This is a genomic window from Mucilaginibacter sp. (assembly GCF_028288185.1).
Taxonomy (GTDB): Bacteria; Bacteroidota; Bacteroidia; order Sphingobacteriales; family Sphingobacteriaceae; genus Mucilaginibacter.
Genome location: NZ_JAQBOF010000004.1, coordinates 23,917 through 38,296, shown reverse-complemented (window position 1 = coordinate 38,296; position 14,380 = coordinate 23,917). Strand labels below are relative to the sequence as shown.

Here is a 14,380-nt window from a genome sequence, read left to right as displayed (position 1 = left end):
CCGGAATTATTTCGCCTTGTTTTTGTGATCTTCGATTGATTGCAATAGTTTTTCGAACGGTGCATTAAATTTCTCAACGCCTTCGTCTTCTAACTGTTGCGTTAACGCGTCGATATCAATACCGGCAGCTTTAACTTTATCTAAAATTTCAGTCGCTTTATCTAAGCCTTGCTCTAAAGTGTTAGCAGCAACACCATGATCGCGGAAAGCTACGATAGTTTCCAACGGAACGGTATCAACTGTATCTGCGCCTATTAAGGCCTCAACATACTTGGTATCTTTAAATGCAGGGTTTTTGCTGCTGGTACTTGCCCAAAGTAAACGTTGTGGTTTAGCGCCTTTGGCAGCTAGTTTCTCCCAACGCGGGCCGCTGAATATTCTTTTATAAATTTCGTACGCTTTTTTGGCAGATGCAATGGCAACTTCGCCTTTGTATTCGCCTAGGCCTTTTTCGTCTAATATTGGGTCGATTAATACATCAATCCGGCTTAAAAAGAAACTGGCGACTGATGATATATGAGCAATTTCATGACCTGCTGCCAAATGATCTTCTAAACCTGCAATGTAAGCCAGTGCAACTTGCTCATAACGTGGCAAGCCAAATAACAAAGTGACATTAATGTTAATGCCTTGCGCAATAGATTTACGGATAGCATCTAAACCAGGTTGTGTACCCGGGATTTTTATCATTACGTTTTCGCGGCCAACTTGTTTCCAAAGTAATTTTGCCTGCTCAAAAGTTTCGTTACCTTTTAAAGCTAAAAACGGAGATACCTCTAAGCTTACATAGCCATCGCCTTTAGCACTTTCTGTATAAAGACCTTTAAACAAGTCGCAGGCATTCTGGATGTCTTTTATGGCCAAACCAAAGAAGATCTCCTCGGTAGTGTTTTTACCGTCTGATAAAGCGGCAATATCAGCATCATACATATCGCTGCTGCTAATAGCTTTCTCGAAAATTGCAGGGTTAGAAGTTACACCTCTAATTCCGTCATCATCTATCAGGGCCTTTAACTTACCGTTACCGATGAAAGCACGGTCTATAAAATCAAGCCAGATGCTTTGGCCAAAGCTGTGTATTTGTTTTACTTTATTGGTTTCCATTATATTATATTTAAATATCTGTTTCTATGTTGTTATAATTATTCCTTTTTTGCGTCAACAAGCGTACCACCTATAGGGCTTATTGTCATGCAATATTACTATTACTAGCTGTTTGATGCTACTAAAACTTCTATATTATAATTTATAAATAAGCCGCTTTCTATTACACCCGTTATGGCTTTTATTTTAAGCTCCAGTTCATTGTAGATATTATCAAAATGAACATCAAGCAATAAGTTGCCATTTTCGGTGATAACCGGCCCGTCTTTACCACCGGCTAATCTAAGCACAATGCTATTTGCACCTACTGCTTTTAGCCCTTCCTCCACATGCAATAATGCCGATGGAAAAACCTCCACCGGTACCGGGAATTTTGTTCCCAGTTTATCAACCAGCTTGGTATCATCAACAATGATATAATTTAAAGGGCTGCTGCTAATTAGTAGTTTCTCTTTAAATAATGCCCCACCACGACCCTTTATCAGGTTATGTGCAGGGTCAACCTCGTCTGCACCATCAAAGCACCAATCGGGCTTATGCTCATACAAACTAGTAAGAGGTATGCCCAGCTTACTGCAAGCCGTTGAAATTTCGATAGAGGTTGGTATAGCCAAAATATTAAGCTTCTCGGCTTTAATCTTCTCTGCTATGGCAAATAAGGTAAGGTAAACAGTACTGCCCGATCCGATCCCAATTACATCCCCATCCTTTATTTTACTAACGATTTGATCGGCCACCTTTTGCTTGCCTGCTCTATTATTTATAGTGCCTGCCCAGCTAAGGTTTTTGATGATATCGCTATTCCAATTCATAGTTGTGAGTTTTGAGTGATGAGTAGTGACTTTAGAGTTTTTCACTCATCACTCACTACTCAAAACTTACTACTTCAATAAAGCTTTTGCTTTTGCTACTACATTATCAACCGTAAAGCCAAAGAATTTATATAGATCTTCTGCCGGGGCCGATTCGCCAAAGGTTGTCATACATAAAGTATCACCTTCGTCTGTAACATATTTATGCCAACCTAGTGGCGAAGCCATTTCGACAGCTAAACGTTTCTTAATTGCTTTAGGGAATACCTTCTCTTTATAAGCCGCGTCTTGTTTTTCAAACAGCTCCCATGATGGCATACTTACCACGCGTGCAGCAATACCTTGTTCTTTCAGTTTGGCTTGCGCGTCCATGATCAAAGCAACTTCAGATCCTGTCGCCATTAAAATAACGTCAGGTGTTCCTTCAGCGTCAGACAGGATATAAGCACCTTGCTCTAACTGGCTTGCTTTACCGTATTTATCCTGGTCAAGGATAGGTAATCCCTGGCGGGTAAATACCAATACAGTCGGGCCGCCTTTTTTCTCGATAGCAACACGCCATGCATGCGCGGTTTCGTTAGCATCAGCCGGGCGAATAACCGTAATGTTTGGTATAGACCGTAATGATATCAATTGCTCAACTGGCTGGTGGGTTGTGCCATCCTCGCCTAAGCCAATACTATCATGCGTATAAACAAATATCGGGCTTATCTTCATAATGGCCGCTAAACGGATAGGCGGGCGCATATATTCTGAGAACATCAGAAAGGTTGCACCAAAAGGTTTAATACCTTTGGTTAAAGACATGCCATTTAATGCCGAACCCATTGCATGCTCGCGGATACCGAAGTGGAAGTTACGTCCGTTACGGTTCTCTGATGTAAATGAGTCAGATTCTTTTAAATTAGTTTCTGTTGATGGAGATAGATCCGCAGCGCCGCCAATTAAATTAGGAAAACTGCCTGCAATAGCATTTAATACTTTGCCTGATGCCTGGCGGGTTGCCATTTTAGGGTCAGAGCCTTTAAATACCGGGATTTTATCTAACCAGCCTTTTGGCAATTCGTCTTTAGCGGCAGCTTCGTATTCGGCAGCCAGATCAGGGAATTTAGTTTTATAGTCGGCAAATAGATCGTTCCATTTTTTCTCGTAGCCGATACCTCTTGAACCAACTTCTTTATAATATTCTTCAACCTCTTTTGGTACGTAAAATGATTTATCCTCGTCAAAGCCAAAAAACTTTTTAACCAATTTAATCTCATCAGCACCAAGCGGCGATCCGTGTGAACCCGCGGTGCCTGATTTATTAGGGCTGCCGTAAGCAATTAATGAACGTACGCGTATTAATGATGGTTTTTGAGTTTCGGCTTTTGCATTGCGCAACGCTAATGATAAAGCGTGTGTATCGTTAGCATCATCAACAGATTGTACATGCCAGCCGTATGCACGGAAACGAGCGTCTACATCCTCATTAAAGGTAATGTCTGTGCTGCCTTCTATAGATATTTTGTTATCATCATATACATATATAAGGTTACCCAATTCAAGGTGGCCCGCTAATGAAGCTGCTTCTGATGTTACACCTTCCATCATATCACCATCACTGCAAATAGCATAAATGTGATAATCAAACAGGTTAAAACCAGGCTTGTTGTAACGGCCTGCCAAATGTTTTTGCGCGATAGCGAAACCTACACCGTTGGCGAAACCCTGACCCAACGGACCGGTAGTAACGTCAATGCCGGGACACAAACCATACTCGGGGTGACCTGCAGTTTTGCTGTGTAATTGGCGGAAGTTTTTAAGATCATCTAAAGAAAGATCATAACCTAATAAGTGCAAAAAGCTGTATTGCAAAATACATGCGTGGCCGGCAGACAAAATAAACCTGTCGCGGTTTGCCCAATCAGGGTTTTTAGGATTAAAGTTGATAAATTCCTTCCAAAGTACATGCCCTACCGGCGCAAGCGCCATCGCAGTACCCGGGTGGCCCGAGTTTGCTTTTTGTACAGCATCAGCCGACAAAATTCTTACCGTATCAATTCCTAGTTCCTCGATGTTTTTGCTTTTTGAATCCATTTCTTTTTTTATAAATAGTATTAGATGATTTACTTAATTGTTGATGATGGTACCACAGAGGCAGGCGTTTCATCGGTTGTCCATAGCCGGGCCCCGCCTTTTATACCATCCTGGTTAGTTACTAATTTTACGTTTTTGTCTAGTTTAAAAGTGAGCTCGCGCGCGTTGCCGCCGCCTACATATAAATAGTCGTAATTGAATAGTGTTTTTAAAATATTCAAAACTTTTTCCATTCTGATATTCCACTTCTTTTTGCCTTCCGTTTCAAAAGCTTTGTCGCCTATATAATTATCATAGCTATTATGCCTGGTGATCGGGCTTTGGCCAATTTCCAGATGTGGCAATAATTTGCCATCTAATAAAACGGCAGTTCCAAAGCCTGTACCTAAGGTAAGCACCAGTTCCAGCCCCTTTCCGCTTACTACACCAAGCCCTTGCATATCAGCATCATTTACCACACGCGCGGGATGGCCTAATACCTCTTCCAGTTTTTCACCCAGATTAAAATTTTCCCAGGCGGCATTATCTAAATTAGGCGCGGTTTTAACAATGCTATCGCGCACGTAACCAGGAAAGCCTACCGATATTTTATTATAATCACTAAACTGCTTAGCTAGTTTTTTTATAGTCTTAACCACGTTTTCGGGGTTAGCAGGTTGCGGGGTCTCCACTTTGCTATAATCCGTTAATAGCGCACCGTCTTTATCTAAAACTGTAGCCTTAATGTGCGATCCGCCTATATCAATAGAAAGAACTTTAAGTTGTGGAGTTGTATTGCTCATGACTGTTATGGACGGCAAAAGTAATATGTATTTTGTAATATATAGTAATATATAACAATCTTTTGCTCAATATATAAGGTATTTTAACATAAAATCGACAGAAATAGTAGACTTAACGGGCTTTCAAAGCCCAAAAACATCGTTTTGTAAATATATTTTGATGTAAATGAGTCAAAAAAATTACAAACCATTAACTAATAGGGTCAAAACCAATAAAAAATTTGGTAATACACTAAGAGGTTGCCTAAACTGCATTCAGGTGTACCAGGTGTGTTCAGTGTACCTGGTACAGTAGTACACTTTGTAATTTAATGCCGTCATGGCTGTATTATAAATGGGTCGGTTGCAGTGATCCTGCCAAAAAAACACGCATGTATATACGTGTTGTAATTGTATATTAAAAATGTTACGTTTTATTAGCGCATTTTTTTCAGTTATTCGTATTTAATTTTATAATTTCAACCCTTGGCTTATCGTTATTAATAAGGATAAGCAGAAGAACCAATAAAATCATTAACAAACCAGTCTGAGTTAATAAATTGTGAATGGTTTTTTGCCGCGAATTTTAAACATTTATATAAAACAACAAACCAACTATTAAAACTAATAACATGAAAAAAAATGAAGAAAAGGCAAGCGCCCCTTCACGTAGAGATTTTGTGAAAACGAGTGCCCTTGCAGCTGCGGGCTTTACCATAGTGCCACGTTTTGTGCTAGGTAAAGGCTATAGGGCGCCAAGCGATACCTTATACTATGCCAGTATAGGTTTGGGAGGTAAGGGTCAAAGCGATAATGCTGCATTTGTGGCAAGCGGTAAAGCTAAACCTGCATTTTTATGTGATGTTGACCAGGACTATGCTGCAAAAATGTTTGATAGATATCCTGATGCAAAGAAATATGTAGATTGGAGAGAGATGTTTGACAAAGAGCATAAAAACTTTGACGCTGTGCATTGCGCTACACCAGATCATACCCACGCGGTAGTTGCTACAGCTGCAATGTCATTAAAAAAACACGTTTATGTACAAAAACCAATGGCGCATGACGTGTACGAAGCACGCATGATGGCTAACATGGGTCATAAATATAAAGTACAAACCCAAATGGGTAACCAGGGTTCATCATCAGATGGTGTACGCCAAATGATGGAGTGGTATGACGCAGGTTTAATTGGTGATGTAACCGAAGTTTATTGCTGGACTAACCGCCCTGTATGGCCGCAAGGATCATACGGTGCAAACACACCAAACGGTTTAAAATGGCCTAAAGAAACAACAACCCCGCCAAGCACCTTAAATTGGGACTTATGGCAAGGTACCGCTAAAGAAAGACCGTTCCCTATTGGTACAGACCAACCAGGTGGTGTTAAAGTATTGCCATTTAACTGGAGAGGCTGGTGGGATTACGGAACCGGCGTATTAGGTGATATGGGCGCGCATATTTTGCACGGACCAATGAAAGTGTTAGGCCTTAAGTATGTATCGAAAGTACAAACAAGCGTTGGCGGCGGCGGTTCAATTGAAACCGGCCCTGCATCAAGCTATACCACAATGACTTTCCCTAAAACTGATAAAACAAGCGGACCGGTTAAAGTACATTGGATGGATGGTGGTATTATACCTCCACGCCCTGAAGAATTAGATCCTTCTGAGCATTGGGGTGAAGGTGATGGCGGTATGCTATTTATTGGTACCAAAGGTAAAATGACGGCCGGTTGCTATGCAGCCCGTGCGCGCCTTCTTCCTGTTTCAAAAATGGATGATTTAAACGTAGCTCAAAAATTTGCCCGTGTTAAAAACAGCACAGAAGGCCACTATGCTCAATGGGTTGAAGCATGCTTAGCTGGTTATGGCAACATGCAAACCAGCTCGCCGTTTGAAGAAGCTGCTTTGTTAACAGAAGCAATGTTAATGTGCAATTTGGCTATCAGAGGTGTAAATGTTCCTAAATTGGCAGATGTAGGTGCAGTACCTGTTGAAGGCAGACGCCGTGGTGGTGGTAATCAATACCCTGCAAGATATATTGATTTGATCTATGATGCTGCTAACTTAAAAGTTACCAATGTTGATGAGGTTAATCAATTTGTTAAACGCGATTACAGAGCTCCATTTAAGCTTAGCGGAATTTAATTAACCGCAACCACATATACAAAAGGAGACACCTGTTATGGGTTGTCTCCTTTTTTTGTTTGGGGATGTTTAATTTAGCAGCATGATTAAAATAGAAAAAAGGAGCGGGCGCAAAGGCTCGTCCGCATGCTTTCGAAGTCGCAATATGGCACCCAAGGCTTTTCTTATCGTATGTTTTTTTCTGTTGATCGCTGTAGAATATACATCAGCACAATCCACCGTTCCATCGCGTAATGATCATATTTTTCCATCAGCCTCAAATGCTAAGCCTTATATTGATTACGATGCCCGTGGATTTTTAATTAATGGTAAACGTGCTTTCATTACCTCGGCAGATATGGATTATGCCCGTGTGCCCCGCGCGTTATGGCATGACCGTTTATTGCGTTTAAAACGAGCCGGTTTTAACGCCATAGAAATGTACACTTTCTGGAATTTTCACGAACCACACGAAGGTAAATTTAATTTTACCGGCGACCATGACCTAGATGCATACCTTAAAATGATAAAAAGTATGGGCATGTATGCTATTGTGCGTGTCGGCCCTTACTATTGCGGCGAATGGAGTATGGGCGGATACCCCATCTGGTTAAAGTTTAAACCGGGTTTGCGTGTGCGAGAGGATAACCCGCAGTTTTTATCAGCGGTTGATCGTTTTTTTAATAAGTTGATGCCCATTGTATCGCAAAACCAAATAAACCATGGCGGCGCGGTTATTATGGTACAATTAGAGAATGAGCACCGGGCGGCGTGGGGAACAGTTACACCAAACAATTATTTTAAGCACTTAATAGATAAAACGGTTTCGTTAGGGTTACAGGTACCTTACTTTTTTAGCGGATTACACTCGGGCAATGACCCTGCCGGAGATTTAAGTAATCTTGACGATCCAGCAAGACCCAACCCGTGGTTCTCTGCCGAATATTGGGGCGTATGGTTCTTAAACTATGGTCCGCAGGATCTGGACTCTACGTTATACGATAGACGCAGCTGGAAAATAATTGCTCATGGCGGTAATGGTTATAATGTATATATGGCCCACGGCGGTAGCAATTTCGATTATAATAATGATAAAGAAAACGCTGCGTCGTATGATTATGGCGCCGCTGTTGGGCAGGCTGGTGATTTGCGACCTATATATTACGCGTTTAAACGCGCCAATTGGTTTGCCAAAAGTTTCCAGGATATTTTAGCTAATAGTACAAATACTAAGAATAACTTGCCAACGGTAACCAACACAATGGTGAAAGTTACCGCGCGTAAAAGCCCGGCAGGTACTATTTCGTTTTTAGATAACCAGGATACGGTTGGTGTAAAGTTTAACTTACAACCTCCGGCAAACCTTGGCATTATAGGATCCACCGAAATTAAACTGGCCGCCGGCGAGATCATGCCCGTGGTACAGAATTACCAACTTACGCCAACGGTAAAGCTTTTATGGGCCGCTGTACGTATTTACGGTATTATCTCGCAAGGCAAAACAACAACAATAGTGCTAAGCGGCCGGGTGGGGGCATCGGCCAGGTTAGACTTTTATACATCAGGCAGCGGTAAGGTTATTGCACGGCAGGGGAACTTTAAAGTGCCCCCCGGACCGGGTTTATTGCAATTTAGCGCAGCCGTATCTGCTGACGCACCCGCCGAGTATTATTTTACTGCGGAGAATAAGCGAGTAAGGATAATTGTTGTTAACGATCAATTGGCATCACATACCTGGTTTGCCGAAGTTAACGGACAAACGCATGTTATAGTTGGCCCCGCTTATGCTGGCGATCTGATCAGCAAAAACAATAAATTAACTTTAATTACCGAGCAGCCGTGGTTAAATAAAACCAACTCGCCAACATGGATATTTAAACCTGGAGGTACGGTTATCAAGCTAAACCCAAAACCACAACCAGTTAAACACCAAACTAAACTGAAATTAGGTGCATGGCAAGTTAAAGAAGCAGCAGCGCCTGCATCGGTAAACTATGATGATAAAACCTGGATGCAAAGTAAAGATCCCTTACAAATGGGGGCCGATGGCGATATTACCGCTTATGCATGGTATCGAACTCAGATAAAAGTTGCGGAGACAGGGGCCTATATCCTGACCCTTAAACATGCGCCTGATAATGGGGCCTTGTTTATAGACGGCAAACGTGTTGATACAGCAACAATATTTCAAAACGCAATTCACCTTGATCTGAAAGCTGGCGTTAGCCATACCATCGCCGTATTTACATCGCATATTGGGCGTAATAAACTGATATTTAAAGTAGGCAACATAGATACCATTGATGTTAAAGGGATTTCAGGGTCGGTAACGCTGCAAAAAGCAGACAGTACAGGGCCGGTAATTTCTATTACCGATTGGAAGATGCACGGCGGGATAAACGATCCGCACCCACAAAGCGGATGGAAACACTTACCCGCTAAATTGCCTAAACTCCCGCATTTATATCGTACTACGTTAAACCTTTCGGCCGGGAAACAATCTTATGCTATATGGCGCGTTAATACTACTAGCTTGAGTTATGGCTCGGTATGGGTTAACGGGCATAATTTGGGCAGGTATCCAGAAAAAATAAAAATTAACGGAATGTACATACCCGAATGCTGGCTTAAACCAGGGAGCAACACCATCGTTATTTATGAAGAAAACGGGGTGCCACCTAACAAGGTTTCGATAGAAGCCGAAGTGGCCGCCAGCAGGGATACACAAACGTTGCAGTTTTAAAACGAAACTGTTACACTAAGTTTCCCAATATTTTATAATTTTGTAATCGATTAAAACAGAAAATAAAAAACAATTTAAAAAATGAAAAAGATATTATTATCAGCCGTTTTAGTATTAATGGTAGCTACAGTATGTTTAGCAGCTAGTGTTGACGGCGTATGGAAGGGCCTTGTTGAGGGACAGTATAATTTAACAGTTACTTTAAAAGCTGACGGTGCTAAATTAACCGGCGTTTTTGCTTTAGTTGATAATAACCCAAAATCAGAAAATCCTGATGAAGCAGGTTACACTCCGTTTGTGGCTGCACAAATGGGTAAAAACACCATTACTGATGGTAAAATTGATGGAGATAACATTACATTCACCACTACCTTTAATGGCAAACCTATAGTTTACAAAGGCACCATTGCCGATGGTAAACTAGTATTAACTACTACATTTGGCACAACACCCGTTAAGTTAACACTTAGACAGCCTGCCACTAAATAATATACGCTTAACCGCACAAAAAAAGCCGCTTTAATTAAAGCGGCTTTTTTTGTGGATTGGTGTCTTCTAGCTAAACATCGCAAATAGTCATTGATGCTTTTAGCGATGCAATCTGTGCATCCTGGTCCTTTACTATTGGCAGGTACTCCTGCGCGACGTAACCGGTAAAGCCGGTATCTTTTATTGCCTTGATAATGGCAGGGTAAAATAACTCCTGCGTATCGTTAGGCTCATGCCTGCCCGGTACACCGGCAACATGGTAATGTGCCAGATATTGGTGATTAGCTTTGATAGTAGCAATTACATCGCCCTCATCAATTTGCATGTGGTAAATATCATATAACAGTTTAAAGTTTTCGGACCCTAATTTTTTGCATAGTTCTACGCCCCATGGGGTACGGTCGCATTGATAATCATGATGGTTTACCTTGCTGTTTAATAGTTCCATGCAAAGTACCACGCCATGTTTTTCGGCAAGGGGCAATATCTTTTTAAGTCCGGTAACACAATTATCAAGTCCGGTAACATCATCTTTGCCTTCGCGGTTACCGCTAAAGCATATCAGGTTTTTGTATCCGGCGGCGGCTACTTTAGGTATCAGATCGCTATAGCTGGCTACTAAGGTGTCGTGTTTTTTCAGATCGTTCCAACCGTAGGTAATAGCAACGCCAGGGCCATTGCACATTGATGAAAATAAATCATGCTTTTTTGCGATCGGCCATTCTTCGGGGCCTATCAGGTCTATAGCTTTCATGCCCATATCTTTAGCTGCGCCGCATAGTGTATCCAGATCTATATTGCCAAAGCACCACCGACAAACCGAATGGTTAATATTGCCTTTTAATACATAAGGTGCTGTTGTTTTTACTGCCGGCGATGTAAAAGCCGACAAAGTACCTGCGGCAGCTACTGCCCCGGTTCCTGCTAAAATATTCTTAATAGCCATTCGGCGGTTTTGTGATGATCCCATACGTTAAAATTACACTTTTTTGATTTACGTTGTATAAAAATTTCAATACATTAAACTTCAATGTTTTAAATTTGTCTAATATTGAAAAAAGTGGAAAAATGAAGAAGTGGGTCTTTTTATCGGCGTTAGTAGTTTTAGTTGCTACCGCGATATGTTATGCCGAAGGTGCGAATGGAAAATGGTCGGGTACGATAGCGTTGCTATATGATGTTACCTTAAATATGAAGGAAGACAAAGGCGTAGTAAACGGCACTGTAACTACCGAGATTGGCGATATCCCCCTAAAAAATGGCGTTATTACCGGCAACGATATTTTGTTTAAACCATTCACTTATAACGGCTTCGCCGTATCTGCCGTAAAAGGTAAGATAGATGGCGATAAAATGAATGTTACGGTAGTTTTTCAAGGCATGAATTTTACCGGGGTTTTAAAGAGGGTTAAATAACAGTTTGCAGTTTTTAGTTTGCAGTTCACTAATATATAAATTAACAAAGAGGTCTCACCATTCGGTAAGACCTTTTTGCTTTAGGCTGCTGACTGAAAACTGCCAGCTGAATTACTCCTCAAACTTAATTGAGTTAAATATCACCAACGGATCAATTGCTTTGGCTTTATCATTTTTAAACACAAAGTACACATCATGCATACCCGCGGTTTCTTTAATAGTTGTTTTTACCCAGTTTTGCGTTTTAGGTTTTACAGCAGTTTGCTCAAACTCTGCCTGACCCAATAGGGTACCCGTTGGTGAATCTAAATGCACTTCGATAGTGCCACCGGGGTTGTTTTCTAACGCGGTTGCATAAGCTGATAGTTCCAGTTGTTTAATGCCGGTAAGATCAAGCTTTTTATAGGCTACATAGCCATTTTGACGACCGATAACATTAGTTGATCCATCAAGGTTATTAACTTTAATAAACGCGTTTTTAATAACCGTAGCGTTGGATGCCAATACCTGCGGATTGTGCAGGAATATGGTTGATACCGAAGTTTGTTTAGGGATAGCTTTATTACCCCTATCGGTATAAGCCGCACGAATGATGTAGGTACCGTTACCATTATCATCGGCAGCAACTTTAGGTGTAAATGTGCCTTTTACCGGCATGGTATTAATGTTATTATTGGTTACGTTAATAATGTAATTAACAATGGTACGCGCATCATTTAAAGTAATACCAGGGTGAGCAGGCATTGCAATTGGCCTGTTCCAATGGCCACTGCCGCCGCCACGGATAACATGTGCTAAACGCTCGATCTCTACATCATTACCTTTATATTTATTAGAGATATCGGTAAAGCTTGGCGCTACGTTTACGGCGTTAACACTATGGCAGTTCTTACAATCGGTATTGCTCATTAATGCATGGGCCACTGCAAACTGGGTTGACGCATCAACACTGCTTTGCTCTTGTGCTATCTGTACGTAATCAAATCCTTCAGATGCATAATTAATACTCATAGATACCTGCGCGGCGGGAATAGTACCTGCTGCCAAACTACCGTCTTCTTTGTCAGTAACACTTACCGAGTAGTTAACAGGTTTGCCATTAAAATAGAACGAGCTATTACCTGAAAGATCAACCTTAACTTCAGGTGCTTCATTGCCTGCAATGATCTTTACAGATTTGCTGTTTTTAGCGCCTTTAGCATCTGTTACAGTTAACGTAGCCATGTAAACACCTGCTTTAGTTAAGGTAATTGCAGGGTTACCGGTAGGATATATTTTAGGTTGCGCGCCAGCTGATGTCACTTTCCAGCTATATGTTATCGCGTCACCGTCAGCATCATAGGTTCCGGCAGATGATAAAGTGATCTTTAACGGCACGGTACCACCTTGTTTATTGGTAGTTGCCATAATCGTAGGCTTGCGGTTGCCCGCATTATACTCAATACGTACCAATTTAGCATTATCGCTTTTGCCAAACCATACGCTGCCATATTCTAATACATATAAATCGCCATCCGGGCCAAATTTCAGATCGATCGGCTCGATAGGGTGGTAGCTTGGCATAAATTGCTCCATATCTTTATAATCGCCATTAGCTTTCATGCCGATAGCCATTATCCAGCCACGAGCAAGGTCTGTTGCCAGCCATTTGCCTTCGTAATAAGCAGGCCATGGGCGTTTTGCCAGCGGGCGATCAGAGCGGTGATAAATTGGTCCACCTACCGAACTACGACTACCGGTACCCACCAACGGGAACTCGGCCGAAGGGCCGTAAGGATAGTAGATAAATGCGGGCTGTAGCGGAGGTAATTCTTTTAAACCCGTATTGTTAACTGATGTATTGGTAGGTTTAAGCGGATCTTTTTTAGCGCTCGACTCGCCATCAACATAATTAAACGGCGGTACCGGCACGTTAGGGCCAATAAAATAAGGCCAGCCAAAAAATCCGGCTTTGCGGGCCTGGTTTAACTCGTCATATCCTTTGGGGCTTACTTCGGTGTCTTCGGTCGCATCCGGGCCAATATCGCCCCAATATAACCAGCCTGTTTTGCTGTCTATTGATGGGCGCCACGGGTTACGGTGACCCATGGTATAAATTTCGGGCTTGGTTTTAGGTGTTCCTTTCGGGAACAGGTTGCCTGCCGGTATAGTATAGGTTCCGTTTGCTTCCGGATGGATACGTAATATTTTACCAATATAACTATTGGTATTGGCGGTACCACGCTGGTCGTCGCGGCTTTCTTTGCCCGGTGTTTCGTCTGTTGATGGAGATATTAATGACGCGGTATTATTACCTACAGTTAGGTATAGGTCATGTTTAGCATCCCAGGTCATACCACCACCGGTGTGGCAGCATACTTCGCGTTGGGTAGCAAACTCTAACATTACTTTTTCTGATCCCGCAACCAGCGCGTCATTCTCAAACTTCCAGCGGGTTAGCATCCATTTTTTCTCGGTGATGGGAGCGTAAAATGTATATATAAAATGGGTTTTGTTAAAATCGGGGTCGACAGTTAAGCCCATCAAGCCTTCTTCGGCTTCGGTAACTTTACCTGTAGCGCTGGTGTATTTGGTATTAACCGGCAGAGTAGCTACTACTTTGGTCATTTTAGTAACAGGGTCAAACAATTTGATAGCGCCTTTACGCTCACTTATCAATACACGGCCATCGCTTAAAACTTCAAAAGTGTTTGGCTCGTCCAAATCGCCGGGACGGGTAAGCGCTACTGCGGTAAAACGACTCTCGTCAGGCTTTTTGGGTTCATCGCCAATAAAAGCGAAAGAAAACGCTGCGATCAGGAGCAATACTACAGCAGATATTTTAAAAATGTTTTTGTTGCTAAACAT

At 41.9% G+C, this 14,380-nt stretch carries 10 protein-coding genes; 4 read left to right on the top strand and 6 right to left on the bottom strand.

The genetic code is table 11. The annotated features are described in order from the left end of the window. Positions 1-6: 6 nt before the first annotated feature. The 4 genes from tal to JWQ34_RS01135 form a co-directional block, all read right to left on the bottom strand. Positions 7-1,104 (bottom strand): transaldolase, encoded by a 1,098-nt coding sequence (tal, locus tag JWQ34_RS01150; RefSeq protein WP_299352689.1) that lies wholly within the window; start codon positions 1,102-1,104, stop codon positions 7-9. A 104-nt stretch (positions 1,105-1,208) separates the two neighbouring features. Beyond that, on the bottom strand, positions 1,209-1,916 hold the full coding sequence (rpiA, locus tag JWQ34_RS01145; RefSeq protein ID WP_299352686.1) for a ribose 5-phosphate isomerase A: 708 nt from the start codon (positions 1,914-1,916) through the stop codon (positions 1,209-1,211). A 69-nt stretch (positions 1,917-1,985) separates the two neighbouring features. Further along, positions 1,986-3,995, bottom strand: coding sequence for a transketolase (tkt, locus tag JWQ34_RS01140; protein WP_299352683.1), 2,010 nt, complete (start codon positions 3,993-3,995; stop codon positions 1,986-1,988). A 29-nt stretch (positions 3,996-4,024) separates the two neighbouring features. After that, positions 4,025-4,777 (bottom strand): ROK family protein, encoded by a 753-nt coding sequence (locus JWQ34_RS01135; RefSeq protein WP_299352681.1) that lies wholly within the window; start codon positions 4,775-4,777, stop codon positions 4,025-4,027. 611 nt (positions 4,778-5,388) lie between these two features. Between JWQ34_RS01135 and JWQ34_RS01130 the strand changes: the two genes are divergently transcribed. From JWQ34_RS01130 to JWQ34_RS01120, 3 genes are all read left to right on the top strand, one after another. Beyond that, positions 5,389-6,906, top strand: a complete 1,518-nt coding sequence (locus JWQ34_RS01130; RefSeq protein WP_299352679.1) for a Gfo/Idh/MocA family oxidoreductase — start codon at positions 5,389-5,391, stop codon at positions 6,904-6,906. 82 nt (positions 6,907-6,988) lie between these two features. Beyond that, complete coding sequence (locus JWQ34_RS01125; RefSeq protein WP_299352677.1) at positions 6,989-9,628, top strand: beta-galactosidase; 2,640 nt, start codon at positions 6,989-6,991, stop codon at positions 9,626-9,628. Positions 9,629-9,709: 81 nt separating this feature from the next. Then, positions 9,710-10,117 carry a hypothetical protein gene (locus tag JWQ34_RS01120; RefSeq protein ID WP_299352674.1) on the top strand — a complete coding sequence of 136 codons (408 nt, stop codon included), beginning with the start codon at positions 9,710-9,712 and terminating at the stop codon, positions 10,115-10,117. Positions 10,118-10,187: 70 nt separating this feature from the next. Here JWQ34_RS01120 and JWQ34_RS01115 read toward each other — a convergent pair whose 3' ends face one another. Further along, positions 10,188-11,087 carry a TIM barrel protein gene (locus JWQ34_RS01115; protein ID WP_299352671.1) on the bottom strand — a complete coding sequence of 300 codons (900 nt, stop codon included), beginning with the start codon at positions 11,085-11,087 and terminating at the stop codon, positions 10,188-10,190. A gap of 98 nt (positions 11,088-11,185) precedes the next feature. On the opposite strand from JWQ34_RS01115, the gene JWQ34_RS01110 reads away from it, so the two are divergent. Next, on the top strand, positions 11,186-11,533 hold the full coding sequence (locus JWQ34_RS01110) for a hypothetical protein (protein ID WP_299352668.1): 348 nt from the start codon (positions 11,186-11,188) through the stop codon (positions 11,531-11,533). Positions 11,534-11,644: 111 nt separating this feature from the next. Here the strand turns inward: JWQ34_RS01110 and JWQ34_RS01105 are convergent, their stop codons facing one another. Beyond that, positions 11,645-14,380, bottom strand: a complete 2,736-nt coding sequence (locus tag JWQ34_RS01105) for a PQQ-dependent sugar dehydrogenase (RefSeq protein ID WP_299352665.1) — start codon at positions 14,378-14,380, stop codon at positions 11,645-11,647.

Excerpts from the sequence above, each read along its gene's own strand:
- tkt (WP_299352683.1), bottom strand. The coding sequence starts at position 3,995 with ATGGATTCAAAAAGCAAAAACATCGAGGAACTAGGAATTGATACGGTA.
- JWQ34_RS01125 (WP_299352677.1), top strand. The coding sequence starts at position 6,989 with ATGATTAAAATAGAAAAAAGGAGCGGGCGCAAAGGCTCGTCCGCATGC.
- JWQ34_RS01110 (WP_299352668.1), top strand. The coding sequence starts at position 11,186 with ATGAAGAAGTGGGTCTTTTTATCGGCGTTAGTAGTTTTAGTTGCTACC.
- rpiA (WP_299352686.1), bottom strand. The coding sequence starts at position 1,916 with ATGAATTGGAATAGCGATATCATCAAAAACCTTAGCTGGGCAGGCACT.
- JWQ34_RS01105 (WP_299352665.1), bottom strand. The coding sequence starts at position 14,380 with ATGTTTAGCAACAAAAACATTTTTAAAATATCTGCTGTAGTATTGCTC.
- JWQ34_RS01120 (WP_299352674.1), top strand. The coding sequence starts at position 9,710 with ATGAAAAAGATATTATTATCAGCCGTTTTAGTATTAATGGTAGCTACA.
- JWQ34_RS01115 (WP_299352671.1), bottom strand. The coding sequence starts at position 11,087 with ATGGGATCATCACAAAACCGCCGAATGGCTATTAAGAATATTTTAGCA.
- tal (WP_299352689.1), bottom strand. The coding sequence starts at position 1,104 with ATGGAAACCAATAAAGTAAAACAAATACACAGCTTTGGCCAAAGCATC.
- JWQ34_RS01130 (WP_299352679.1), top strand. The coding sequence starts at position 5,389 with ATGAAAAAAAATGAAGAAAAGGCAAGCGCCCCTTCACGTAGAGATTTT.
- JWQ34_RS01135 (WP_299352681.1), bottom strand. The coding sequence starts at position 4,777 with ATGAGCAATACAACTCCACAACTTAAAGTTCTTTCTATTGATATAGGC.